General features: G+C 38.9%; 24 protein-coding genes and 1 riboswitch. Of the genes, 13 read left to right on the top strand and 11 right to left on the bottom strand.

Going from position 1 to position 25,132, the window contains the following annotated elements:
* Window positions 1-49 precede the first annotated feature (49 nt).
* The 3 genes from purE to ADA56_RS00675 all read left to right on the top strand — a co-directional run bounded on the left by purE (window position 50) and on the right by ADA56_RS00675 (window position 3,033).
* Window positions 50-544: a 5-(carboxyamino)imidazole ribonucleotide mutase gene (purE, locus tag ADA56_RS00685; protein ID WP_049368745.1), complete on the top strand. Its 495-nt coding sequence runs from the start codon at window positions 50-52 to the stop codon at window positions 542-544.
* Between the two features lie 70 nt (window positions 545-614).
* The gene (purK, locus tag ADA56_RS00680; RefSeq protein ID WP_049368744.1) at window positions 615-1,703 is read left to right on the top strand and encodes a 5-(carboxyamino)imidazole ribonucleotide synthase; all 1,089 of its coding nucleotides are present in this window, start codon (window positions 615-617) and stop codon (window positions 1,701-1,703) included.
* A gap of 139 nt (window positions 1,704-1,842) precedes the next feature.
* Window positions 1,843-3,033, top strand: coding sequence for an amino acid aminotransferase (locus ADA56_RS00675; RefSeq protein WP_049368743.1), 1,191 nt, complete (start codon window positions 1,843-1,845; stop codon window positions 3,031-3,033).
* A 98-nt stretch (window positions 3,034-3,131) separates the two neighbouring features.
* Here the strand turns inward: ADA56_RS00675 and ADA56_RS00670 are convergent, their stop codons facing one another.
* The 5 genes from ADA56_RS00670 to moaA all read right to left on the bottom strand — a co-directional run bounded on the left by ADA56_RS00670 (window position 3,132) and on the right by moaA (window position 8,477).
* A complete protein-coding gene (locus ADA56_RS00670; RefSeq protein WP_049368742.1) occupies window positions 3,132-5,903 on the bottom strand; it encodes a YadA-like family protein in 2,772 nt (923 codons plus the stop codon).
* 290 nt (window positions 5,904-6,193) lie between these two features.
* Window positions 6,194-6,646, bottom strand: a complete 453-nt coding sequence (gene moaE, locus ADA56_RS00665) for a molybdopterin synthase catalytic subunit MoaE (protein WP_049368741.1) — start codon at window positions 6,644-6,646, stop codon at window positions 6,194-6,196.
* Complete coding sequence (gene moaD, locus ADA56_RS00660) at window positions 6,647-6,892, bottom strand: molybdopterin synthase sulfur carrier subunit (protein ID WP_005625813.1); 246 nt, start codon at window positions 6,890-6,892, stop codon at window positions 6,647-6,649.
* A gap of 1 nt (window position 6,893) precedes the next feature.
* Complete coding sequence (gene moaC / locus ADA56_RS00655; protein WP_049368740.1) at window positions 6,894-7,376, bottom strand: cyclic pyranopterin monophosphate synthase MoaC; 483 nt, start codon at window positions 7,374-7,376, stop codon at window positions 6,894-6,896.
* An 87-nt stretch (window positions 7,377-7,463) separates the two neighbouring features.
* The gene (gene moaA, locus ADA56_RS00650) at window positions 7,464-8,477 is read right to left on the bottom strand and encodes a GTP 3',8-cyclase MoaA (protein ID WP_049355725.1); all 1,014 of its coding nucleotides are present in this window, start codon (window positions 8,475-8,477) and stop codon (window positions 7,464-7,466) included.
* A riboswitch (molybdenum cofactor riboswitch) is annotated at window positions 8,466-8,607 on the bottom strand. Its footprint overlaps the gene before it by 12 nt.
* 157 nt (window positions 8,608-8,764) lie before the next feature.
* On the opposite strand from moaA, the gene ADA56_RS00645 reads away from it, so the two are divergent.
* Window positions 8,765-9,709, top strand: coding sequence for a gluconeogenesis factor YvcK family protein (locus ADA56_RS00645; protein ID WP_049368739.1), 945 nt, complete (start codon window positions 8,765-8,767; stop codon window positions 9,707-9,709).
* 34 nt (window positions 9,710-9,743) lie between these two features.
* On the opposite strand, the gene thiI is transcribed toward ADA56_RS00645, so the two are convergent.
* Window positions 9,744-11,195: a tRNA uracil 4-sulfurtransferase ThiI gene (gene thiI, locus ADA56_RS00640; protein ID WP_049368738.1), complete on the bottom strand. Its 1,452-nt coding sequence runs from the start codon at window positions 11,193-11,195 to the stop codon at window positions 9,744-9,746.
* A 167-nt stretch (window positions 11,196-11,362) separates the two neighbouring features.
* On the opposite strand from thiI, the gene xseB reads away from it, so the two are divergent.
* The 3 genes from xseB to dxs all read left to right on the top strand — a co-directional run bounded on the left by xseB (window position 11,363) and on the right by dxs (window position 14,425).
* Window positions 11,363-11,605 (top strand): exodeoxyribonuclease VII small subunit, encoded by a 243-nt coding sequence (xseB, locus tag ADA56_RS00635; protein WP_049368737.1) that lies wholly within the window; start codon window positions 11,363-11,365, stop codon window positions 11,603-11,605.
* 3 nt (window positions 11,606-11,608) lie between these two features.
* Entirely contained in the window at window positions 11,609-12,502 is an 894-nt protein-coding gene (gene ispA, locus ADA56_RS00630; protein ID WP_049368736.1) for a (2E,6E)-farnesyl diphosphate synthase, read from the top strand.
* Between the two features lie 69 nt (window positions 12,503-12,571).
* Window positions 12,572-14,425, top strand: coding sequence for a 1-deoxy-D-xylulose-5-phosphate synthase (dxs, locus tag ADA56_RS00625; RefSeq protein WP_049368735.1), 1,854 nt, complete (start codon window positions 12,572-12,574; stop codon window positions 14,423-14,425).
* A 243-nt stretch (window positions 14,426-14,668) separates the two neighbouring features.
* On the opposite strand, the gene rplT is transcribed toward dxs, so the two are convergent.
* The 5 genes from rplT to thrS all read right to left on the bottom strand — a co-directional run bounded on the left by rplT (window position 14,669) and on the right by thrS (window position 19,049).
* On the bottom strand, window positions 14,669-15,022 hold the full coding sequence (gene rplT / locus ADA56_RS00620) for a 50S ribosomal protein L20 (protein ID WP_005596075.1): 354 nt from the start codon (window positions 15,020-15,022) through the stop codon (window positions 14,669-14,671).
* A 66-nt stretch (window positions 15,023-15,088) separates the two neighbouring features.
* Window positions 15,089-15,286 (bottom strand): 50S ribosomal protein L35, encoded by a 198-nt coding sequence (gene rpmI, locus ADA56_RS00615; protein WP_005596065.1) that lies wholly within the window; start codon window positions 15,284-15,286, stop codon window positions 15,089-15,091.
* Between the two features lie 197 nt (window positions 15,287-15,483).
* Complete coding sequence (gene infC / locus ADA56_RS00610) at window positions 15,484-16,026, bottom strand: translation initiation factor IF-3 (RefSeq protein WP_080351268.1); 543 nt, start codon at window positions 16,024-16,026, stop codon at window positions 15,484-15,486.
* A gap of 145 nt (window positions 16,027-16,171) precedes the next feature.
* Window positions 16,172-16,990 carry a D-hexose-6-phosphate mutarotase gene (locus tag ADA56_RS00605; RefSeq protein WP_049368734.1) on the bottom strand — a complete coding sequence of 273 codons (819 nt, stop codon included), beginning with the start codon at window positions 16,988-16,990 and terminating at the stop codon, window positions 16,172-16,174.
* 127 nt (window positions 16,991-17,117) lie between these two features.
* Complete coding sequence (thrS, locus tag ADA56_RS00600; RefSeq protein WP_049368733.1) at window positions 17,118-19,049, bottom strand: threonine--tRNA ligase; 1,932 nt, start codon at window positions 19,047-19,049, stop codon at window positions 17,118-17,120.
* A 260-nt stretch (window positions 19,050-19,309) separates the two neighbouring features.
* Between thrS and ADA56_RS00595 the strand changes: the two genes are divergently transcribed.
* The 6 genes from ADA56_RS00595 (at window position 19,310) to trpCF (ending at window position 25,128) form a co-directional block, all read left to right on the top strand.
* Window positions 19,310-19,891, top strand: a complete 582-nt coding sequence (locus ADA56_RS00595) for an FMN-dependent NADH-azoreductase (protein WP_049368732.1) — start codon at window positions 19,310-19,312, stop codon at window positions 19,889-19,891.
* Window positions 19,892-20,093: 202 nt separating this feature from the next.
* Entirely contained in the window at window positions 20,094-21,644 is a 1,551-nt protein-coding gene (gene trpE / locus ADA56_RS00590; protein ID WP_049368731.1) for an anthranilate synthase component I, read from the top strand.
* A gap of 12 nt (window positions 21,645-21,656) precedes the next feature.
* A complete protein-coding gene (locus ADA56_RS00585; protein ID WP_005697516.1) occupies window positions 21,657-22,241 on the top strand; it encodes an aminodeoxychorismate/anthranilate synthase component II in 585 nt (194 codons plus the stop codon).
* A gap of 9 nt (window positions 22,242-22,250) precedes the next feature.
* Entirely contained in the window at window positions 22,251-22,637 is a 387-nt protein-coding gene (locus ADA56_RS00580; protein WP_005629316.1) for a tautomerase family protein, read from the top strand.
* An 11-nt stretch (window positions 22,638-22,648) separates the two neighbouring features.
* Window positions 22,649-23,650, top strand: coding sequence for an anthranilate phosphoribosyltransferase (trpD, locus tag ADA56_RS00575; RefSeq protein WP_049368730.1), 1,002 nt, complete (start codon window positions 22,649-22,651; stop codon window positions 23,648-23,650).
* Window positions 23,651-23,691: 41 nt separating this feature from the next.
* Window positions 23,692-25,128 (top strand): bifunctional indole-3-glycerol-phosphate synthase TrpC/phosphoribosylanthranilate isomerase TrpF, encoded by a 1,437-nt coding sequence (gene trpCF / locus ADA56_RS00570; RefSeq protein WP_049368729.1) that lies wholly within the window; start codon window positions 23,692-23,694, stop codon window positions 25,126-25,128.
* Window positions 25,129-25,132 lie beyond the last annotated feature (4 nt).

Genomic DNA, 25,132 nt, shown 5'->3' with positions numbered 1-25,132 from the left:
AAATATGCTATTCTACGCATCGTTTTTTATCAGATAATTTTTTAAAAATATGTCAAATACCGCACAAATTGCTATTGTGATGGGCTCAAAAAGCGATTGGGCAACCATGCAAGAAGCCACTCAAATTTTAGATGAACTCAATGTGGCATATCATGTTGAAGTCGTTTCCGCACATCGAACCCCCGACAAACTGTTTGAATTTGCCGAAAATGCACAAAAGAATGGTTACAAAGTGATTATTGCGGGTGCGGGTGGCGCTGCTCATTTACCCGGTATGATTGCAGCTAAAACGCTTGTACCGGTATTGGGTGTCCCAGTTAAAAGTTCTATGTTAAGCGGTGTTGATAGTCTCTATTCTATCGTACAAATGCCTAAAGGCATTCCTGTCGGTACGTTAGCGATTGGCCCTGCTGGTGCTGCTAATGCAGGATTACTCGCCGCACAAATTCTTGCAGGTTGGGATAATGCGTTATTCGCTCGCCTACAAGTATTCCGCGAAAATCAAACTAATATGGTATTGGATAATCCTGATCCACGTACATAAAACGCCTTTCAATTTGACCGCACTTTTTAAAGTGCGGTTGTTTTTTTAGCTAGATTTGATGAGAAATTTTATGCAAAACTCTACCCTATATCCTACCGTTTATGTGCTTGGTAATGGTCAACTCGGCAGAATGTTACGTTATGCAGGCGCACCTTTAGATATTCACGTTCAACCGCTTGAGTTCAATGCGCCCGTATTTGATTTACCTAAAGATGCCATCATCACCGCAGAAATTGAACGTTGGGAAAAAACACCTTTAACCGAGTTATTAGGCCATCATAAGAATTTCGTTAATCAGAATGTTTTTGGCTTATTGGCTGATCGCTTTACCCAAAAATCTTTACTAGATGAACTCAATCTCTCTACCTCGCCATGGTGTTTATTAAAAGATAAAACGCAATGGTCTGAAGTATTTAAAAACGTGGGTGAAAAAGTCGTGGTAAAACGTCGTACCGGTGGTTATGACGGCCGAGGTCAATGGATTATCACTGAAAATAATCAACGTGATATTACGGACGATTTATTTGGTGAAATTATTGCAGAAAAATTTATTCCTTTTGATTATGAAGTGTCTATTGTAGGCGCTAGATTTAAAAATGGTGAAAAACGTTTCTACCCAGTGACGCATAACCTACAGCAAAATGGCATTTTACGTTACAGTGTGACAGATATTTCATTCCCTCAACAACAAAGCCAACAAACTCAGGCTGAATCTATGCTTGGAAAAATCATGGACAAGCTTGAATATGTGGGAGTAATGGCGATGGAATGCTTTGTGGTGGGGAATAAATTATTAATTAATGAGCTTGCCCCTCGTGTGCATAACAGTGGGCATTGGACACAATTAGGTTGTGCTATTAGTCAATTTGAATTGCATCTACGTGCTTTACTAGATTTACCCACTCCATCGTTACAACCCATTGCACCAAGTGTCATGGTCAACTTGATTGGTACAGAACATAATTCACAATGGTTGAACACGCCTTTCTCTCAGTTACATTGGTATGGTAAGGAAGTTCGTCCTGGTCGGAAATTAGGTCATATCAATATTACGCATCCAGACAAAACGATCATTATTCAACAGCTTGAAAAACTTCGTCACGAACTCCCTGATGACTATCAATCTGGTTTAAATTGGGCGATTGAGAAATTAAAATAATCAAAAAAAACAACCGCACTTTTTGATGAATATCTAAAAACATCAAAGTGCGGTTAATTTTTATCAGGTTCTTCTTGATAAAATCTATCGGCTGAAGTATAAAATTACTTATCTCACAACACATACATAAGGAAAAGCTATGTTTGAACATATCAAAGCGGCTCCGGCCGATCCTATCTTAGGCTTAGGCGAAGCATTCAAATCTGAAACACGTGAAAATAAAATCAATTTAGGTATTGGCGTTTATAAAGATGCACAAGGTACAACGCCGATTATGCGCGCGGTAAAAGAAGCCGAAAAACGCTTATTTGATAACGAAAAGACTAAAAACTATCTGACTATCGATGGTATTGCCGATTATAACGAACGCACAAAAGAGCTCCTTTTCGGTAAAGATTCCGAAGTCATTAAAGCAAACCGTGCAAGAACTGCGCAAAGTTTAGGTGGCACAGGTGCACTACGCATTGCGGCAGAATTCATTAAACGCCAAACCAAAGCACAAAATGTGTGGATTAGTACACCAACATGGCCTAACCACAATGCAATTTTCAATGCGGTAGGCATGACGATTCGTGAATATCGTTATTATGATGCTGAACGCAAAGCCCTTGACTGGGAACATTTACTTGAAGATTTAAGCCAAGCAAGCGAAGGTGATGTCGTGCTTTTACACGGTTGCTGCCACAATCCAACCGGTATTGACCCAACTCCTGAGCAATGGCAAGAATTAGCCGCACTTTCAGCAAAAAATGGCTGGTTGCCACTCTTTGACTTTGCTTATCAAGGTTTAGCAAATGGCTTAGACCAAGATGCTTACGGTTTACGTGCTTTTGCGGCAAATCATAAAGAATTATTAGTGGCAAGTTCATTCTCTAAAAACTTTGGTTTATACAATGAGCGTGTAGGTGCCTTTACCCTTGTGGCTGAAAATGCCGAAATTGCTTCAACTGCATTAACACAGGTGAAATCAATTATTCGCACTCTCTACTCTAACCCTGCGTCTCATGGTGGTGCAACCGTAGCAACGGTGTTAAATGATCCACAACTTCGTCAAGAATGGGAAAATGAATTGACTGAAATGCGTGAACGTATCAAAAAAATGCGTCATTTATTCGTTCAGTTATTAAAAGAATATGGTGCAGAACAAGATTTCAGCTTTATTATGGAACAAAACGGTATGTTCTCTTTCAGCGGCTTATCACCTGAACAAGTTGATCGCTTAAAAGAAGAATTTGCGATTTACGCTGTTCGTTCTGGTCGTATCAATGTGGCCGGTATCACTGAAGACAATATTCGTTATTTATGCGAAAGCATCGTTAAAGTGCTTTAATCAATAAAAACAAAAAGTGCGGTTAAATTTGACCGCACTTTTTCATCTCAACATAACAAAAGAAAAGGCAGATTTTACTCTGCCTTTTTATTAAATAATTACCATTGATAACCGATGCTTCCACCCCAGTTTACATCACTACGGCTATTGATACTTGCACCAACTTTAATCGAAATTTTATTATTATCAGAATTTCGGCCATAACCAACTGCGATGGCATTTTCATTGCGATAACCACCAACACCAACAGAAACTAAGCTTTTACCCGCTTCATTTGGACGTTGTAAGAAAGAAATCGCCGTTGCACCTGCAATACCTGCACGTAATTTACGATCAACGTGATCAATTTTATTGTCTAAACGATTGATGTTGTTATTAATGTTTTTCACAGCATTATCAACATAACGTTTATTTACTGCATCAGTTGGGTCTTTCGGATCAGCCACATTCACAATACGATTATTATGAACATCCAAGCCACCGTGTGCATGGACAGTACCGCCAACGTTAAGATCACCCTTTGTTGTCACATTTTTGAATGTCGGTGTGTCAGATACTGCAACACTTAACACTTTGCCTTTTTTGTGGGTTAATTTAATGTTTTTACCCGCATCAAGTGTTAACTTATCCATTTTTGTTGCAGTAGACTGAACCGTTTCTTCTGTCACTTCATTTACAACAGTACCTTCAGATGCACTTGCAGTCACGTTAAATCCACGACCACCTGCATTTTTGATTTCATCTTTGGTTTTTTGTGAAAGATCCACTTTGTAATTGGTTACTGTTGTGACAGAAATACCATTTTTAACTTCTGTTTTTTCACCAACTGTTACTGTAACAGCATCAGAAGCAGCTTCAACAGAAGCTGAAGTGTCTTTTGCGTTAACCGTGTAAATCGTTTGATTATTCGCACCAGTTTCAGAAGTCACCTCTACATTCGTTCCAGCTTTTACTTCTGTTTTAGCTGCCGCTGCGGCTTTAGTAATATTGGTATTAAGCTCGTTCTTCGCTGCATATAATTGGCTACCATTCACAGCATCTTTACTATCTGCTGAAATTGTACCATTTGATACATTCGTGATTTTTTTATCACCTGCATTAATACCATCTTTATTGATCGTAACAGGCCCCACGGTGACATTTTTAGCTGTAACATTATTAACAGTAATATCATCTTTTAAATTCACTGTAATATCAGCAGCATTTTCACCGTCTTTAACAACCACTTCGGTATTTTTACCATTCACAAAATTTACTTTGCCATGGGTATTAATACGTGATGTTTCTTCACCATTATTTTTAATGTTAAAACCTGCATTGTAATAGGCTTGATATAACTGGCTACCATTTACGGCATCGTTTGATTCAGCAGTAATTCGACCTGCACCTACGTTTTGGATCTGGCGAACAAGAGAGCCATCACCGACAGATACTGCACCGGTTGATTCTTTAGTGAAAGAATCACCAAAATCAAAATCAATTATCGTTTTATATGAAGAAGTGCCGTTATAATTAATTGTTTTTGAATTTGCACCATCATCAAAAGATTCTAATTTAGTAGCAGCATCATTAAACACATTTTTTGCCCCTGCAGAACTTGAGCCTAGAGCAACTGAATCTTCATGAGTATTAGTAGAATCAGAACCTAATGCAACAGAATTTGCTGCAGTCGCATTACCACCAATAGCAATACTGCTGATACCAGTCGCATTTCCTAAAATAGCTGCAGAATTAGTTTCACTCGCCTTAGAATTTCTACCCATCGCAACAGAATTATAACCCTCAGCTTTGGTGCTATCACCAATAGCAATAGAACTCATACCTGAAGCATTGCTTCCGCTACCAAATGACATAGCATCCGCGGCAGATGAGGTTGAATTCGATCCTATAGCAACAGTATTACGCGCTTTTGCATTCGCTTGATCACCAATTGCAATAGAAGAAGATCCACTTGCGTTAGATGAATGACCTAAAGCACTAGAAGCAGATCCATCAGCGTGAGCCATATCACCTACAGCAGTTGCAGAATAACCTTTAGCAACAGCAATAGAACCAATTGCAGTAGACCAATGCCCATATGCTCTTGAGGAATCACCTAATGCAACGCTATGACCTCCTGTTGCCTTAGATACAACCCCTAAAGCAATTGAGCGCTCGGCTGTCGCCTGAGCTTGAATACCATAAGCAGCAGAAGCTTGGCCACTTGCAACTGAACGCACACCAATAGTAACCGCATTTTCTCCACTCGCATTAGCTATAAAGCCTAAAGCAATAGCATCATTTCCTGATGATTTTGCGCCATTACCCATAGCGATCGCGCCACGACCACTTGCATTTGATTCATTACCGATAGCGGTTGCTAAACCTTCTACGCCGCTAGCTTTTGCGCCATAACCAATTGCCGTACCACGTCCGGATGCATTACTACCACCACCAATTGCAACACCACCAGTTCCCCAACCATCTGCATTGTTACCAATGGCAACTGTTTCTCTATTGGTTGATCGAGCTTTATTACCAATTGCAATATTGTATTTGTTGTAATCAGCATCTCCCTCTACTTTAGCTCCTGTACCAATAGCAATAGAGTCTGCCGTATTAGAATTAGCACTATTACCTAAAACAACTGCGTTAGTTCGATCAGCTCCTGCACCAGCTCCGCCAATAACAGTACCTTTATCATTGACAACAACATTGGTTTCAGCCATCGCACTTGTGGTTGCACCTGCTAAAACTGCAGCGCCAATAATTACATTTAATGCTTTACGTTTGTCAGTTTGAGATGATTTACTCACAGATTTGCTTAGTTCTGAAACAGCAACCCAGCATTGATTTACTTTATTCCAAATAATTTTAAAAACATGATTCATATTAAAGTTTCCTATAATCTAAAAATAACTAGTCAAGACAAACAAGATCTTGATTCTGTATAAGTATAATACGAAACTCAGCAATTAACAGATAATTTACAAGATTTTACAAAAGCTGACAAAGAATAGTTTTTTATGGAAAAGTTAAATGTAATGTAAAGATAAATTAAAGATAAATTAAAGATAAATTAAAGATAAATTAATAACTTAAAGTATATGTATAATTATATACTTATTCTGCTAATAAAAGTAAAAATGGCCATAAAAATGACCATATTTTTTATATTGAATTACCACTTATTTAACGCTTCTTTATCGCTTTCTCTTGCTTCAATCCAACGTTCGCCTTGATTGGTTTGTTCTTTTTTCCAGAACGGGGCTTTAGATTTTAAGAAGTCCATAATAAATTCATTAGCGTGGTAGGCATCGCCTCGGTGAGCGGAACTAATTCCAACCAAAACAATTTCATCGCCAGTATGTAAAAGACCTACTCGATGAATCACTGACACTCGCTGGATATCCCAACGGGCTTTCGCCTGTTCTACAATTTCACGTAAGGCTTTTTCTGTCATGGCGGGATAATGTTCTAAATATAAGCTAGATACCTCATCACCTAAATTAAGATCGCGTACTTTACCCACAAAAATAACTGTTGCACCAACCGAATGTTGTTCAGAAAGCCATTGGTAAACGGCATTTTGATCAAAAGGTTGTTCTTGTACTGAAATTTGAATATCCGTCATTTAACCCCCCGTTACCGGTGGGAAAAATGCAATTTCATCGCCATTTTTGACCGCACTTTCTAATGGCATCAAGGTTTGATTAATGGCGACTAAAAGCTTCCCTTTTTCTAACGCTAACGCCCATCTATCACCTTTTTGAGCAAGATGTTCACGCACCGCTTCCGCTGTCGCAAAATCGCCTTCAAGCTGAATAGAATCTTCCCCAATTAATTCTCGAGTTTGAGCAAAAAATAAAACATTTAGCATCTTATTTTTCCTCCGCAATAAAATGACCAGATTTTCCACCGCTCTTTTCTAACAGGCGAACGTGCTCAATTACCATGTCTTTTTGTACGGCTTTACACATATCGTAAATGGTTAAGGCTGCTACGCTTGCTGCCGTTAATGCTTCCATTTCTACGCCGGTTTTTCCGGTTAATTTGCAAAAAGATTGAATGCGAACTTGATTGGTTTCAAGTAACGGTTCTAAATTCACTTCTACCTTAGAAAGTAATAAGGGATGGCAAAGCGGGATAAGTTCCCAAGTACGTTTTGCCGCTTGAATCCCTGCAATACGAGCAGTAGCAAATACATCGCCTTTGTGATGTTTGCCTTCCACGATCATAGAAAGGGTTTCTTTTGACATGGTCACAATAGCTTCAGCACGAGCTTCACGAACAGTCTCTGCTTTTGCAGAAACATCCACCATATTGGCTTCGCCTTGAGAATTGATATGCGTAAATGTAGTCATAATAAAATAAAGTGCGGTTAAAATATTGAATGTTTTACATGTGTGACAAAAGCAAAATAAGTGAATAGCAAATTCACCTATTTTCTTTTAGCCACCGATAGAGGCTAAATGATTTCTTACACCACTATCACCGATATGCAAATAATGATGTTCACGTTTGCCTTGCAATGCAGAAAAAATACGTGCTTGCAAAATATCTTGCTGTTCATGGGATTGCAATAAATCACGTAATTCAATGCCTTCTTCACCGAATAGACAGAGATGAAGTTTGCCCTTCGCTGATACTCTGAGACGATTACAGCTTGCACAGAAATTCTTCTCATAAGGCATAATTAAGCCAATTTCGCCTGCATAATCAGGATGCGTGAATACTTTAGCAGGGCCATCAGTATGGGATTTGTGTTGTAATTGCCAACCATTTTGCAGCAATTTATCCGCTAATACTTGTCCTGAAAGATGGAATTTATCAAAGAAACTATCCATTTCGCCCGTTTGCATGAGTTCGATAAAGCGCATTTGAATTGGGCGATCTTTCACCCAAACAAGGAATTGCTCAAACTCTTTGTCATTCAAATTTTTCATCAAAACTGAATTAACTTTAACTTTGTTGTAGCCCACTTCAAATGCACGATCGATACCACGCATCACGTCATCAAATTTATTGATACCCGTAATTTGGTGGAACATTTTTGGATCTAAGCTATCAACACTGACGTTAATGGACGTAATCCCTGCTTTCTTCCAATCAGCCACATCTTTTGCCATGCGATAGCCATTTGTCGTGACGGCTAATTGACGGATTCCATCAATATTAGCAATGCTTTCAGCAATAGAAATAAAATCTTTGCGTAAAGTCGGTTCGCCACCTGTTAAACGGATTTTCTCTGTGCCCATTTCAGCAAACGCTTGAGCAAGATGGGTAATTTCTTTTAAGGTTAAGAAACTTGGTTTGTTAGCTTCGGGTTGATAACCATCAGGTAAACAATAGGTACAACGAAAATTACACTGATCGGTAATCGACAGTCGTAGATAGTAATATTGGCGTTGGAAAGGATCGACTAAGCGAGACTCTCCTACGTTCTTGATAGGAATGGATTGCATTTTACACCTTTCTAAATATGGAGAGGATAAACCGTTTCCAGCGTATCCCTGAATAACGTACCGCGTTATTGGCTTGCCACCGTATTTCTTATGAAACTTAGGCTAAACAAGCTCGGAGTTATGCGTTAAAAATAAATTGTGTTGGTATTGTAATAAAATCAAGCGGTTAATAGCAATAATTTGATAGAATAACCCTACTATATTAATAAAAATAACAGCATTAACTTATATAAAAAAATATATAACATTATTTTTTATAATTATTTATAGGTAAAAAAGGAAGAAAAATGTCCGATTTATCTCGTCACAGCCGTCATGAACATTTAGACGAAATCAAACATATTGTTGCCATTGGTGGTGGTCATGGATTAGGGCGTGTATTATCGGCGCTTAGTTTTATGAAAGAGCGTTTAACCGGTATTGTTACCACCACAGATAACGGCGGTTCAACGGGTCGTATTCGCCAAGAACAAGGTGGTATCGCATGGGGCGATCTACGTAATTGTTTAAACCAAATCATCATTGAGCCAAGCACGGCATCTGCATTATTTGAATACCGCTTTACTGGTGAAGGTGAACTTTCTGGGCATAATTTAGGCAATTTAATGCTCAAAGCCTTAGAAGATATGCATATTCGCCCTATTGAAGCCATTAACTTAATTCGTGAATTACTCAAAGTAAAATCTCACATTATTCCCATGTCAGAAGAACCGGTTCATCTTGCTGCGAGTTTAGGTTCAGGCTCCAGTATTGTCGGTGAAGTGAGCATTGATAATTTAACGGAATTACCTCAATCACTTTTCTTAGTGCCTATGGTTAAAGCCGCACAAGAAGCCATCCAAGCATTAGAGCAAGCGGAAGTCATTTTACTTGGTCCAGGAAGTTTCATGACGAGCATTATGCCACCATTATTATTACCTGAATTAGCGACTGCCCTGCGTAATAGCAAAGCAAAAGTGATTTTTATTGATAATTTAGGGGTAGAAATTGGCGCTGCCTCTCATCTTTCACTGGCCGATCGTATTCAGAAAATTAATGAAATCGTCGGCGAATCCGTTATTGATGGTGCTATAACCCCTTATCGTGAACAAAGTGCGGTCGATTTATCTGCCATTTCTTCCGTTAAAATCTTAGCTAAACGCTTGAATGCGGATGATATTAGCTATCGTCATGATCGAACATTACTTGCCAAAGCTATCGATGAATTAGTAGGTGAATTAGATTACGAATAAAAAAACCGCACGTTAAAGTGCGGTCATTTTTTGCTTATTTTTTCCCAAAAACTCTCACATTCGTGAAACCATTTTCTTTTAAATAAAGCGCTTGCAATTTACTCATCACGCCTCTTTCACAGTAAAGCACATAATTTTTACTTTGATCTAATGAGCCGAATTGTGAAGATAATTTGTAAAACGGCAACTGCATTACTTGATGCTCGTCTGATTCAAATGGATTTTCATCTGTCTCTTCAGGGCTGCGAATATCTAAAATAATATCGTTTTCACCAAGCACTGAAATGGTATCCACTTCTACCACTTCTTTCTCTGTTTCTTCTGCAATTTGGCGAATATCTAAATATTGTGCATTTTCAACCGCACTTTCCAACACGTCAAAATCAAAGTGATTTTCTTCTTCAAGAATTTTTTCACGTACCGCTTTAATCGTTGGATTTTTAGAAATCACTCCACAGAATTCCGGCATTGATTTAGCAATATCATCTGTGCCGATCTCTTTCGCCATTGCGATAATTTGTTCTTTGTCATGAGTAATAAGTGGACGTAATACTAACGCATCAGATGCTTCATCAATTAAACGTAAATTGGTCAAGGTTTGGCTAGAAACTTGTCCGAGTGCTTCGCCGGTAACAATGGCTTGAATATCAAAACGTTGTGCAACTTTACTTGCAGCTCGCACCATCATTCGTTTTAACACGACGCCCATTTGGCCATTATCGACTTTCTCTAAAATCTCGCCCACTACGCCTTCAAAAGGAATGGCAATAAAACGGACTTTATGAGATGAGCTATAGCGATTCCAAATATGGTAAGCCATTTGTTTCACGCCAATTTCATGGGCTGCGCCACCTAAATTGAAGAAACAATAATGCACACGTGAACCACGGCGAATAAGCATATAACTGGATACACCAGAGTCAAAGCCACCTGAAATCAATGAAAGCACATCTTCTTGTGTCCCAATTGGATAACCACCTAGACCAACATGACGAGCTCTCACCAGCATCATTTTGTCATCTTCAATATCAATACGCACCGTCACATCAGGATTTTTTAAGCGTACTTTTGCACTTTCAATATGCTGATTTAAACCACCACCGATGTAACGTTCAGCTTCAATGGAACTGAAATCATGTTTCCCTTTACGTTTTACACGCACGCAAAAGGTTTTGTTTTCAAGTTGAGTGCCTACATCCGCTAAGGTCAATTCAAAGATGTGATGTAAATCGGTAAACGGTTTTTCTTCCACTTCTAAAAAATGATGAATCCCTGGAATACGTTGTAAAAGTGCAATCAACTCTTTACGATTGGCTTCATTTTTTGAGCGCACTTCGATGTAATCCCAGTGACGAACAACTGCCGTTTCTTCATCATATTTTTGTAAAATATTGCGGATATTTGAGGTCAAAATTTTCGCGAAACGCTTTCGCACGGTTTCGCTTTTAATCATAATTTCAGGAAAAAGTTTAATGATAAATTTCATAATAATCTGTGAATAATAAAAAATGGCCGTATTGTACGCTAAATTCCAGATCCCACAAAGTTCAAATTCTCACGAAAAACTGACCGCACTTTGAAATAAGTTTTTAACATCCCTATAAAAATCAAGTACAATACGGAGCAATTTATTCATCTGAAAAGGATAATTTAATGGCGCGTAAACCAGCAAATGCTGAACCTGATTTTGAAACAACACTTGCACAATTAGAAACCATTGTGACAAAACTTGAAAGCGGTGAATTACCATTGGAAGATGCGCTGAAAGAATTTGAGAACGGCATTAAATTGGCTCAACTTGGTCAAGAACGCTTACAACAAGCAGAACAACGTATTCAAATTTTGTTACAAAAAAGCGAAACCGCCCCATTAAATGATTATCAAGGGGACGAGTAATCCATGAGTTATCAATTCAGCACTGAACTCAAACAAGTTCAAGATCGTATTAATCAGTTTTTAGCCAATCAATTTGAAGAAATTGACTCTTATAATGCCCCTTTGCGTGATGCCATGAAATATGGCTTATTGCTAGGCGGCAAACGCGTTCGTCCTTTCCTTGTCTATGCAACGGGTAAAATGCTGGGGGCAGAAATGCCAGCTCTAGATTACGCTGCCGCAGCCATTGAATCTATCCATGCTTATTCTTTAATCCATGATGATTTGCCTGCCATGGACAACGATGAACTTCGTCGTGGTCAACCAACTTGTCATATTGCTTTTGATGAAGCCACGGCCATTTTAGCTGGCGATGCGTTACAAACTTTTGCCTTTGAAATTCTTACTGAAGCCCCTTCTCTTTCTGCAGAACAAAAATTGCAATTAGTGAAAGTCTTAGCTCAAGCATCTGGCGTACAAGGCATGTGTTTAGGGCAAAGTTTAGATTTAATTTCTGAGCATAAACAAGTTAATTTAGCCGAATTAGAACTTATTCATCGCAATAAAACTGGTGCGTTGCTAACAGCTGCATTAAAACTGGGTTTTATCTGCTCTCCTCACTTTGAAAACAAAGAATTAGAGCAACAACTAGAACGTTATTCACAAGCTATTGGTTTAGCTTTCCAAGTGCAAGATGACATTTTAGATATTGAAGGCGACAGTGCGGAAATCGGTAAACCGGTGGGATCTGATTTAGATTTAGATAAAAGTACTTATCCAAAGCTGCTAGGGTTAGAGGGCGCGAAACAAAAAGCCCAAGAACTCTATCAAACCGCCTTACATGAATTAGACAATTTACCTTTTGATACCACTGCATTGCGTGCATTAGCTGAATTTATTGTCAATCGTAAAAGTTAATGGTGACAGCACTGACTTTGATTTTTCAAAGTGCGGTCACTTTTTTCACATTTTAGGACTAACGAATATATGAACAACTATCCTCTTTTATCCTTAATTAATTCGCCGGAAGATTTGCGTCTTTTAAATAAAGATCAGCTTCCGCAGCTTTGTCAGGAATTACGGAGTTATCTGTTGGAATCCGTTAGTCAAACCAGTGGTCATTTGGCATCAGGTCTTGGTACTGTTGAATTGACTGTTGCACTACACTACATTTTCAAAACCCCTTTTGATCAATTAATTTGGGATGTGGGCCATCAAGCTTATCCACATAAAATTTTGACAGGTCGTCGTGATCAAATGTCCACCATCCGCCAAAAAGGTGGTATTCATCCCTTCCCTTGGCGTGAAGAAAGTGAATTTGATGTATTAAGTGTTGGCCACTCTTCTACTTCAATCAGTGCAGGACTGGGTATTGCTGTCGCGGCAGAACGTGAAAATGCAGGTCGTAAAACTGTTTGTGTGATTGGTGATGGTGCAATCACTGCGGGTATGGCATTTGAAGCCTTAAATCATGCAGGCTCTTTACATACTGATATGTTGGTCATTTTAAATGACAATGAAATGTCTATTTCTGAAAATGTGGGGGCATTGAATAATCACCTTGCCCGTATTTTCTCTGGTTCATTATATTCAACCGTTCGTGATGGCAGTAAGAAAATCTTAGATAAGGTGCCAACTGTTAAAAACTTTATGAAGAAAACTGAAGAGCACATGAAAGGCGTAATGTTCTCTCCAGAAAGCACGCTCTTTGAAGAACTCGGTTTTAACTATATCGGACCAATTGACGGGCATAACATTGATGAATTAATTGCTACTTTAAGTAATATGCGCGATCTCAAAGGGCCCCAATTCTTACACATTAAAACCAAAAAAGGGAAAGGTTACGAGCCCGCAGAAAAAGATCCAATTGGCTTCCATGGTGTACCCAAATTTGACCCAATCAGTGGACAACTGCCTAAATCAAATGCCAAACCAACCTATTCAAAAATCTTTGGTGATTGGTTATGCGAAATGGCGGAACAAGACGATAAATTAGTCGGTATTACCCCGGCAATGCGTGAAGGTTCTGGCATGGTAGAATTTTCAGAACGATTCCCACAACAATATTTTGATGTTGCCATCGCAGAGCAACATGCTGTTACCTTTGCAGCCGGTCTTGCAATTGGCGGTTATAAACCTGTTGTAGCCATTTATTCTACCTTCTTACAACGTGCTTATGATCAGCTTATTCACGATGTTGCTATTCAAAACTTACCTGTTCTCTTTGCCATCGATCGTGCCGGTATTGTAGGCGCTGATGGACAAACTCACCAAGGTGCATTTGATTTAAGTTTTATGCGCTGCATTCCAAATATGATCATCATGACACCAAGTGATGAAAATGAATGTCGCCAAATGCTTTATACTGGTTATAAATGTGGTAAACCAGCTGCGGTACGTTATCCGCGTGGAAATGCAATCGGTGTAGAATTAACCCCACTTGCTGAATTAGAAATTGGTCGTTCAAAAATGGTTCGTCAAGGTGAAAAAATCGCGATTCTGAATTTTGGCACACTCTTACCTGCCGCTTTATCTGTGGCAGAAAAACTCAATGCGACAGTTGTCGATATGCGCTTTGTGAAACCAATTGATGAAGCTCGTATCCTAGAAGTGGCGAATACACATGACATCATTGTGACATTGGAAGAAAATGCAATTCAAGGTGGTGCAGGTTCTGCTGTTTCCGAAGTGCTAAATTCTCATGGAAAAACAACCGCACTTTTACAGCTTGGTTTACCTGATATTTTTATTCCACAAGGCACACAACAAGAAGCACTTGCTGAAATTCAATTAGATGAAAAAGGGATTGAAGAGCAAATTGTTGCCTTTATAAAGGGTTAAATTCGTTCATTTTGGTTTAATTTTGATATTTTTAAAAAAATTTTCAAAAATATCGAACTATTTCAAAAACGCACAGTCTGATACATTGCTAGTGCACTGCATATTGCAGTTATCTTTTTGAAGTTTCTTATAATTAAGACCTCCCCGCTATTCAAGTTTTGAGTAGCGGTTTTTTCTTTTTGGGAGGTAATAAAAAAGGACGCTTTTCAGCGTCCTAATTTTTTGGATCTAAACTTTAAAAAATTAAAGTGCAGATTTTGCTTTTTCAACTAATGCAGCGAACGCCACTTTGTCGAATACAGCGATATCAGCAAGGATCTTACGGTCGATTTCAACAGACGCTTTTTTCAAGCCGTTGATGAATTTGCTGTAAGATAAACCATTTTGACGAGCCGCAGCGTTGATACGTGCAATCCATAATTGACGGAATTGACGTTTACGTTGACGACGGTCACGATATGCGTATTGACCAGCTTTGATCACCGCTTGGAAAGCAACGCGATACACGCGTGAACGTGCACCATAATAACCTTTAGCAGCCTTAAGAACTTTCTTATGGCGTGCTCTTGCAATAACACCACGTTTTACACGAGCCATTATTTAATCTCCTATGTAATATTTTTAACTAATTTAACTAATCGTACGTTTTGCTTAAATAACGGCTTATGCGTATGGTAAGCAAGCTACTACTAAAACTTGGTCTGCTTTCGCAACCATTGATTTATGACGTAAATGACGTTTACGTTTAGTTGTCTTTTTAGTCAAAATATGACGTAAGTGAGATTGTTTACGTTTGAAACCGCCAGAAGCTGTTTTTTTGAAACGCTTAGCAGCACCACGTACTGTTTTAATTTTAGGCATTGTTAAAATAACTCCGCATTTTAAGTTAAACACATAATTAGGCGAATCCGAAGATTACTTGTAGGCACTAATTATTCCAATATGGCAAATTGAATTGCCTTCTCCAAAAGCAATTAGGCTGCGTAGTTTGCCCAATGTGCAGTTGTATTCTCACCGAAGTGAAAATTCGATTATCTAGATTAGATCTAAATAAAAAATTATTTTTTCTTAGGTGCTAACACCATTACCGCTTGGCGACCTTCTAATTTACCCGGTGCAGATTCCACAACAGAAATATCAGCTAAGTCATTTTTAACGCGTTCTAACACGTCTAAACCGATATCTTGGTGAGCCATTTCACGACCACGGAAACGTACGGTAATTTTCGCTTTATCACCATCTTCTAAGAAACGAATTAAGCTACGTAATTTAACTTGGTAGTCACCTTCATCAGTACCTGGACGGAATTTAATTTCCTTCACTTGTACAACTTTTTGTTTTTTCTTCTGTTCTTTTGCGGTTTTGCTCTTTTCATAGAGGAACTTGCCGTAGTTCATAATACGACAAACCGGTGGTTCGGCATTCGGACTGATCTCAACTAAATCAAGCGCTGCTTGTTCTGCCATATCTAAGGCTTGTTGAATCGATACAATCCCCGCTTGTTCACCATCTTGGTCAATCAAACGAACTTCTTTTACTCGAATTTCATCGTTAATGCGATTCGGGCGGTTAGCTGCCGGAGCTTTTTTTACGGTTTTGATAATGTTATTCCTTCTATTTATTTAAGATAAAACCCACTGCATTTAAAACAGAAGATTTCTTCAATCATTTGCTATAAAAACAAGCAAAAAACGGGCAAAATTTTATAGTATTTGCCACGTTTATGCAACAAGGATTTCTATTCCTTTAAATATCAGTGGTTAAAGCACTTATTTCAGCAGAAATACTTTCACCAAATTGAAGTAATTTCTCTAATCTTGCTGTTTCAATACATACCATTGTTCTATACCCTTCAGGATGCATCGCACTTGGCGTTTTCTCCCAAGGATTCCATAGCACAATTGAATCTGCATGATGATGGGTAATTTGAATACGTCGATTAAATGCTTTATCCACCAACAATGTTTTATTTTCTTCTAATGAATAAATACAATCTACGCCCTGTTCAATTCTGCGAGTTGTAGGTACTTCTGTATGTTTACCTTGTAATGAGTCAAAACAACGACTTGGTAAATTTTGGACCTCAATTTGTGAAATATCACCAATATTAAAATAGCTGTGCAATGCGGCTTGAGCAGGTTCTTGCCCTAAATGCGTTAAAGTCATTGTGCATTTATCGGTAAATTCCATTTTCATTTTGGCTTCAATCACACCATATTCAGAAAACAGTGAAAATTCTAACCGCACTTTATTCGCTTGGAGATCATAATCACTTAATTGCCACAAACGTAAACGAGCAGTACCGTGTGAAGGCTGTTTAACACCTCCAAACCAAGGGTAACAAAGCGGTACACCGCCGCGAATTGCCACACCTTGTGTGAAAGGTTCAATCTCACTTAACCAAAAGACATCCTGCCCTGCCCCTTTAGGCTGCCAATTTAATAGCTGAGCCCCTTGTAATGCAATTCTAGCTGAACCCACTGGATGATTTAAGGTTAAAACAGGAATTTCATTGATATGTTCTAAAGTTAATTCTGGTGTTAATTGTTGAATTTGAGCTGTCATATTCGCCTCCTTGTGATAAGGCTATTATATAGAAGAAAGAGAGAGTTGAGTTTATTTTTATATCGTGAATATAAAAAAACCGCACATCAAAGTGCGGTCATTTTTAATTAAGATTTTAAAGAGTCAATTACTCTTCACCCAATAATTTCAACTCACGTTGTCTTACTTGGGATTTTAAGATTTCAGCAAACTCTTCAATCGTGAAAGTACCTAAATCTGCACCTTTACGGGTACGAACTGCCACTTTGCCTTCAGCGATTTCTTTATCACCGCAAACTAGCATATAAGGTACGCGACGTAAGGTGTGTTCGCGGATCTTAAAGCCGACTTTTTCATTACGTAAATCTGCTTTAACGCGTAATCCTGCATCAGAAAGTTGTTTTACTACTTTTTGCACGTAATCCGCTTGGCTGTCTGTAATATTCATCACAACCGCTTGAACTGGTGCTAACCATGCAGGGAAGAAACCCGCATATTCTTCGGTAATAATACCGATGAAACGTTCAATCGAACCTAAAATCGCACGGTGAATCATAACCGGTGTACGACGATCATTGTCTTCTGCAACATAAGATGCGTTTAAACGACCTGGTAATGCAAAGTCTAATTGGATGGTACCGCATTGCCATTCACGATCTAAGCAGTCACGTAATGCAAACTCAATTTTTGGACCATAGAATGCACCTTCACCTTCTTGAATTTCATATTCAAGACCGTTATGCGCTAATGCTGCTGCTAGACCCGCTTCTGCTCGATCCCACATATCATCTGCACCGATACGTTTTTCAGGTCGAGTGGATAATTTCACCTGAATATTTTGGAAACCGAAAGTGCTGTAAATGTCGTAAACCATTTTGATACAGCTGGTTACTTCGCTTTCAATTTGATCTTCAGTACAGAAAATGTGTGCATCATCTTGAGTAAAGCCACGTACACGCATTAAACCGTGTAAAGAACCCGATGGTTCATTACGGTGACAAGAACCAAATTCTGCCATACGGATTGGTAAATCACGGTAAGATTTTAAACCTTGGTTAAAGATTTGAACGTGTCCTGGGCAGTTCATCGGTTTAATCGCATATTCACGGTTTTCTGATTGTGTAGTAAACATCAAATCGCCGTAGTTTTGCCAGTGACCTGTTTTTTCCCATAACACACGGTCCATCATAAACGGACCTTTCACTTCTTGATAATCGTATTCTTTTAATTTAGTACGTACGAAGGTTTCCAATTCACGGAAAATTGTCCAACCATCGTTATGCCAGAACACCATACCCGGTGCTTCTTCTTGCATATGATATAAATCTAACGCTTTACCGATTTTACGGTGGTCACGTTTTGCGGCTTCTTCTAAGCGAGTTAAGTATTCCGCTAATTGTTTTTTATCTGCCCAAGCCGTACCATAGATACGTTGTAACATTTTATTTTTGCTATCACCACGCCAGTACGCACCTGCCACTTTCATTAATTTGAAGTATTGACAGAAACGCATATTCGGCACATGTGGCCCACGACACATATCAATGTATTCTTCGTGATGATAAAGCGCAGGCGTTGCGGTACGTTCGATATTTTCATCTAAAATAGCCATTTTGTATGGCTCACCGCGTTTTTCAAAAGTATCTCTTGCTTCTTGCCAGCTTACCGGAGTTTTGATGACGTCATAATTGGTTTTCGCCAATTCAAGCATACGTTTTTCGATAGCATCAATGTCTTCTTGCGTTAAAGAACGGTCTAAATCCACGTCATAATAGAAGCCATTTTCAATTGTCGGACCGATTGCCATTTTGACATCTGGGAATAATTGTTTGATTGCGTGACCAAGCAAGTGTGCGCAAGAGTGACGAATAATTTCCAAACCGTCTTCATCTTTTGCCGTAATAATTTCAAGGTTGGCATCTTCATTGATGATGTCGCAGGCATCACGACGTTCACCGTTTACACGGCCAGCGATGGTTGCTTTGGCAAGACCGGCTCCGATATCTTGAGCCACTTCTAACACAGAAACTGGACGATCAAATTCACGTTTAGAACCGTCCGGTAAAGTAATAATAGGCATAATTTTTCCTTATACAGTGGTCGCCCATACGAAAGGCAACATGCAAATAATGATTAAAAACAAACCGCACTTTCATTCACTCCCACTATTGAGCAAACCAAGTGCGGCGGAGAATTTTAGCACTTTCCACCACACTTGTTAATATCTCGCTGAATTCTTTCCAATGAGTAAACAATGATTTTCCTAATAGTTACTTTATCTATTCAAAATTTCCGATAAAATGACCGCACTTTTGATAAACACAAATTAAAGGAAACTCCATGAACGTATTAGTATTAAAATCAAGCATCCTTGCAGATAATTCTCAAAGCAACAAATTAGCCGATTACACCATTGAAAAATTAAAAGGTCACAACATTGTGGTACGTGATTTAGCGGCGCAACAACTTCCCCATTTTGATGCAACGGCGGCAACTGCGGTACGTGGTGAACCTAAAACAGCAGAAGAAAATGCACTTTTAGCCTTATCTGATGAATTAGTAGCTGAATTAAAAGCAGCGGATATCATCGTTATTGGGGCGCCAATGTATAACTTAGGCATCCCAACACAACTTAAATCTTATTTTGATTTTATCGCTCGCCCTCGCGTAACATTCCAATACACTGCAAATGGCCCTGAAGGTTTACTTCAAGGTAAAAAAGCGATTGTGTTAGCAAGCTTTGGTGGCATGTATGATGAAAACAATAATGTGACAAATTACTTAAAAGCGATTTTAGGTTTTGTTGGCATTACCGATGTTCAGTTTGCTTATGCAAAAGGTATCGGATTAGGTGCTGAAGCGATTGAAAAAGCACAACGTTCAGCAAGAAATAAAATTGATGAGATCGTTGCTTCTCTCTAATCTCTGAATCTATTCCCTCTATTAAGCCATTTTGAGATATGCCTCGAAATGGCTTTTTTATAATCAACTTCCTCTATTTTTAATATCTTTGGTTAAAAATTAAAAAAATATTGTAAAATCACACCAATTTTTTGATTATTTTCTTGACTTATGTGTTATGTACTAGTTTAATAGTGCAAAAGTTCAGAATAAAGGATTCATTATGAAAAACACCCCATTTATTGCGGTGACCTCTCAACTGGTTCCCTACCATGCCGATACCACCGCAATTTTTAATACATTATGCCAACAGAACTCAAATTCTCTTCTCCTCGATTCTGCCGAAATTGGCAGTAAAAACAGCTTACAGAGCCTTATTCTAATTAATGCGGCCGTTAAAATTACTTGCTTAGGCAATCAGGTGACCTTTAGAGCACTGAATGCGAACGGAAAACAAGTCTTAAAAGAAATTCATCCCGTATTAAGCCAACTCGGTACCGTAAGTGCGGTCAATTTTGATAATGAATTTTCTGTACAATTTGCGCCGCTCGATAATCAATTAGATGAAGACAGTAAATTACAAGCTGCAACAATCTTTGATGGTCTTCGTGTAATTTCTAACCATTATCAACATAGCAGCACGCCAGTCTTTTTAGGTGGTTTATTTGCTTATGATTTGGTGGCAAATTTTATTCCAATGCAAGGTGTTGAATTAAAAGATGATGGTATTCGCTGCCCTGATTACAGTTTCTATCTCGCAGAAAACTTAATTACCATCGATCATCAAAGCCAACAAGCTACATTAAAAAGCTTCTGTTTTAGTCAAGAAGAACAAGTGGAAGTCGCGAAAACAGCACTTTCTATTGCACAAAAATTAAAAAATATTGATGGCGTACTTTCCATTAAAGCAGCAAGTGATGAGATCAGCACTAACTTTGAAGATCCTGAATTTACAGGTATCGTTAAAGCGTTAAAACATCACATTAATATTGGTGATGTGTTCCAAATCGTACCATCCCGCCGTTTTTCATTAGCTTGCCCGAATACGCTTGCGAGCTACGCACAATTAAAACTTAACAATCCAAGCCCTTATATGTTCTACATGAACGATGAGGATTTCATTTTATTCGGTGCATCACCAGAAAGTGCATTGAAATATGCACCGGATAATCGTCAATTAGAAATTTATCCAATTGCGGGGTCTCGCCCACGTGGTTTTGATGCGCATGGTAATATTGACCCAGAATTGGATGCACGCTTGGAATTAGAATTACGCCTTGATCATAAAGAACAAGCTGAACATTTAATGTTGGTGGATTTAGCCCGTAATGACATTGCTCGTGTTTGCCAAAGCGGTACACGTAAAGTCGCTGAATTAATGCAAGTGGATCGCTATTCTCACATCATGCATTTGGTTTCTCGCGTAGTGGGTAAACTTCGTCCTGAACTTGATGCCTTACACGCTTATCAAGCTTGTATGAATATGGGGACGTTAACTGGTGCACCTAAAATCAAAGCGATGCAGTTAATCTATCAATTTGAACAGCAAAAACGTCACAGCTACGGTGGTGCGGTAGGTTATCTCACCTCTGACGGCCGTTTTGATACCTGTATCGTGATTCGTTCTGCCTTTGTACAAAATGGCATTGCCCATATTCAAGCAGGTTGTGGTGAAGTATTAGATTCTGATCCTCAAATGGAAGCGGATGAAACTTGCCATAAAGCGGCTGCAGTGCTTAAAGCAATTAAACAAATCAATACCCAAGCAAAATAAGGACGATAAATTATGGCTAATATTCTCTTTTTAGATAATTTTGATTCATTCACTTATAACTTAGTGGATCAATTCCGTGTGCTTGGACATAACGTAAAAATTTATCGTAATGACACCAATTTAGAACAAGTGGTACAAGAGGCATTAAATACACCCGATACAATTCTTGCGCTCTCACCGGGTCCAGGTACCCCGGCAGAAGCGGGCATCTTACTCCCACTCATTGAACGTTTAAAAAATGATGTGCCAATTATCGGGATTTGCTTGGGCCACCAAGCGCTTATTCAAGCCTTTGGTGGAGAGGTTGTACATGCAGGCGAAGTATTACATGGTAAAGTATCGCGCATTCAACACGATAACCAAGCCATGTTTAAAGATATTGCCAACCCAATGCCAGTGGCACGTTATCACTCTTTAATGGGTAAAAATTTGCCTGACGAATTTATTGTTAATGCAGATTACAATGGTATTGTGATGGCGATTCGTCATAAAACCTTGCCAATTTGTGCTTTCCAATTCCATCCAGAAAGCATTCTTACTGTGCAAGGTTCCAAATTATTACAACAATCTGTGGAATGGTTATTAAACAGAGATTAAGGAAGAAAAATGATTACCGTATATGGATTAAAAGAAGTGCTTGCGCCTCGTCGCCAAGATATTGCTGAAGTAATTTATAACTGTTTAAACCTTGGTTTAGACATTCCTCGCGGAAAACATGCAATTCGTTTTTTATGTTTAGATAAAGAAGATTTCCTTTATCCTATCGATCGTAATGATGATTATACTGTTATTGAGATTAACCTCATGCAAGGTCGTATGGAAGGTACAAAAAAACGTTTAATCAAAATGCTCTTCAGCGAACTCGAATACAAAATTGGGATTAAATCTCACAACGTTGAAATTACGATTAAAGAACAACCTGCGCACTGCTGGGGCTTCCGTGGCATGACTGGCGATGAAGCGCGCGATTTGGATTACGATATTTACGTATAAGGGACGAGATTATGCAAACGGCTCAATTATTAGAACAACTTTACAACGGAAAAACACTTAACAAAGAAGAAAGTGCGGTCATTTTTAATGCTATTATGCAAGGCGAACTGAATAACGAACAAATTGCTGCCATGCTGATTGCGTTAAAAGTACGTGGTGCCACCATCGATGAATTAAGTGGTGCGGTATCTGCGTCTTTGCAAAATGCCAAATCATTCCCTCGCCCTGACTACCCTTTTGCGGATATCGTGGGTACTGGCGGTGATGGTCAAAACACGATTAATATCTCTACGGCGAGTGCGATTGTTGCAGCCTTGATGGGAGCCAAAGTAGCCAAACATGGTAATCGCAGCGTATCAAGCAAATCAGGTGCCAGTGATGTATTAACTGCTCTCGGTGTAAATGTGAATGTCACGCCAGAACAAGCTCGTCAAGCGCTTGACGATATTGGGGTATGTTTCTTATTTGCTCAGCAATACCACAGTGGGTTTAAACATGTTGCCCCTGTTCGTGCGGCATTAAAAACACGTACGCTTTTTAATATTTTAGGTCCATTAATCAATCCTGCTCGCCCAACTTATCATTTACTTGGCGTGTATGCCCCTGAATTAGTGAAAACCTATGCAGAAACTGCTGTTGCATTAGGTCATCAACATACTTTTGTTGTGCATGGTGCGGGTCTTGATGAAGTCGCGGTACATGGTGAAACTCAAGTGGCTGAAATTAAAAACGGTAAAATTGACTACTTCACCTTAACACCAGAAGATTTTGGTTTAAAAACACAATCTTTAGAAAGTTTACGTGGTGGCGAACCGCAAGAAAATGCCCAATATCTGACCGCGCTTTTACAAGGTAAAGGTAAAGCTGAACACGCTAATGCAGTAGCGGCGAATGTGGCATTATTGTTGAAATTATTTGGTCATGATGACTTAAAACAAAATGTTCAACATGTGTTGGCTCATCTTGCATCAGGCAAAGCGTTTGAGACATTACAACATTTAACAAGATATTAAGATAAAGGCTGATTTGATAAGCCACAATAAGAAGAAAGATTATGATCACGCAAGATTTCACCAAACCAATTGACTCTGCGACGGTGCTACAAAAAATCGTCTTAGACAAAGCACAATGGGTTAAGGCAAAGGAAGCTGAATTTCCGCTTTCACAATTTAAAGAAAACATTCAAAAATCTGACCGCTCTTTTTATGATGCGTTGGCTAAAGGCACACATCAAAAGCCCGCTTATATTTTGGAATGTAAGAAAGCGTCCCCTTCTAAAGGATTAATTCGTGATGAATTTAATTTAGACGAAATCGCCAATGTGTATAAACATTATGCATCAGCTGTTTCGGTGCTAACGGATGAGAAATACTTCCAAGGTAAATTTGACTATTTGCCGCAAGTACGTGACGTTGTCTCACAACCTGTATTGTGCAAAGATTTTATGATCAGCGAATATCAGGTTTATCTTGCACGCTACTATCAAGCTGATGCTATTTTATTAATGCTTTCAGTGGTGAATGATGAAACCTATCGAGTACTGGCTGATCTGGCGCATTCTCTTGGCATGGGCGTATTGACGGAAACCAGCAACGAAGAAGAGTTTGAACGTGCCCTTGCATTAGGTGCAAAAATTATCGGCGTCAACAATCGTAATCTTCACGATCTCACTGTTGATTTAAACCGCGTGGTAGAACTCACACAAAAATATGCTGATCGCATTCCTGCTGATGCACGTATTATCAGCGAATCGGGGATTTATAATCACAGCCAAATTCGTGATTTGCAAAAAGTGGCACATGGCTTTTTAATCGGTAGCAGCCTAATGGGCAGTGCAGATTTAAACAATGCTGTGCGTGAAGTGATTTTTGGAGAAAATAAAGTATGCGGTTTAACTCGCACGCAAGATGTCAAAGAGGTTTACGCAAACGGAGCATTATACGGCGGCTTAATTTTCGTCGAACATTCAAAACGCTGTGTGAGCCTACGTCAAGCCCAAGAATTAGTGACAGCATCACCACTTCGTTTTGTGGGCGTATTCCAGAATCAAGAAATTGATTTTATTGTAAAAATCGCTAAACAATTGCAGCTTTATGCCGTTCAGCTACATGGTTCAGAAACCGCTGAATTTATTACGGCACTTCGCCATCAACTACCAGAGGAAACTCAAATTTGGAAAGCTATTTCAGTAGATACTGAAGCACAAAGTGCGGTTGATTTTACGGATGATTTAAATATCACTCGCTATATTTTCGATAGCCAATCCGCTAATCAACAAGGTGGTACAGGAAAAACCTTTAATTGGTCACTCATTCCTGAAAACTTGAAACACAAAATTATTTTGGCTGGTGGCATTTCGCCTGACAATATTGAACAAGCCATTAAGCAAGGTTGCTTAGGCGTTGATCTCAATTCTGGTGTAGAAGCTGCCGCTGGCGTGAAAGATAGCGAAAAAGTGCGGTCAGTTTTTAATAAGATTTTATCAAATTAATCCG

Origin of the sequence: Parahaemophilus parainfluenzae, assembly GCF_001055095.1 — a bacterium.
Lineage (GTDB): Bacteria > Pseudomonadota > Gammaproteobacteria > Enterobacterales > Pasteurellaceae > Haemophilus_D > Haemophilus_D parainfluenzae_Z.
Note: the sequence above shows the minus strand (reverse complement) of the source record. Positions and strands in the feature narration are given on the sequence as shown.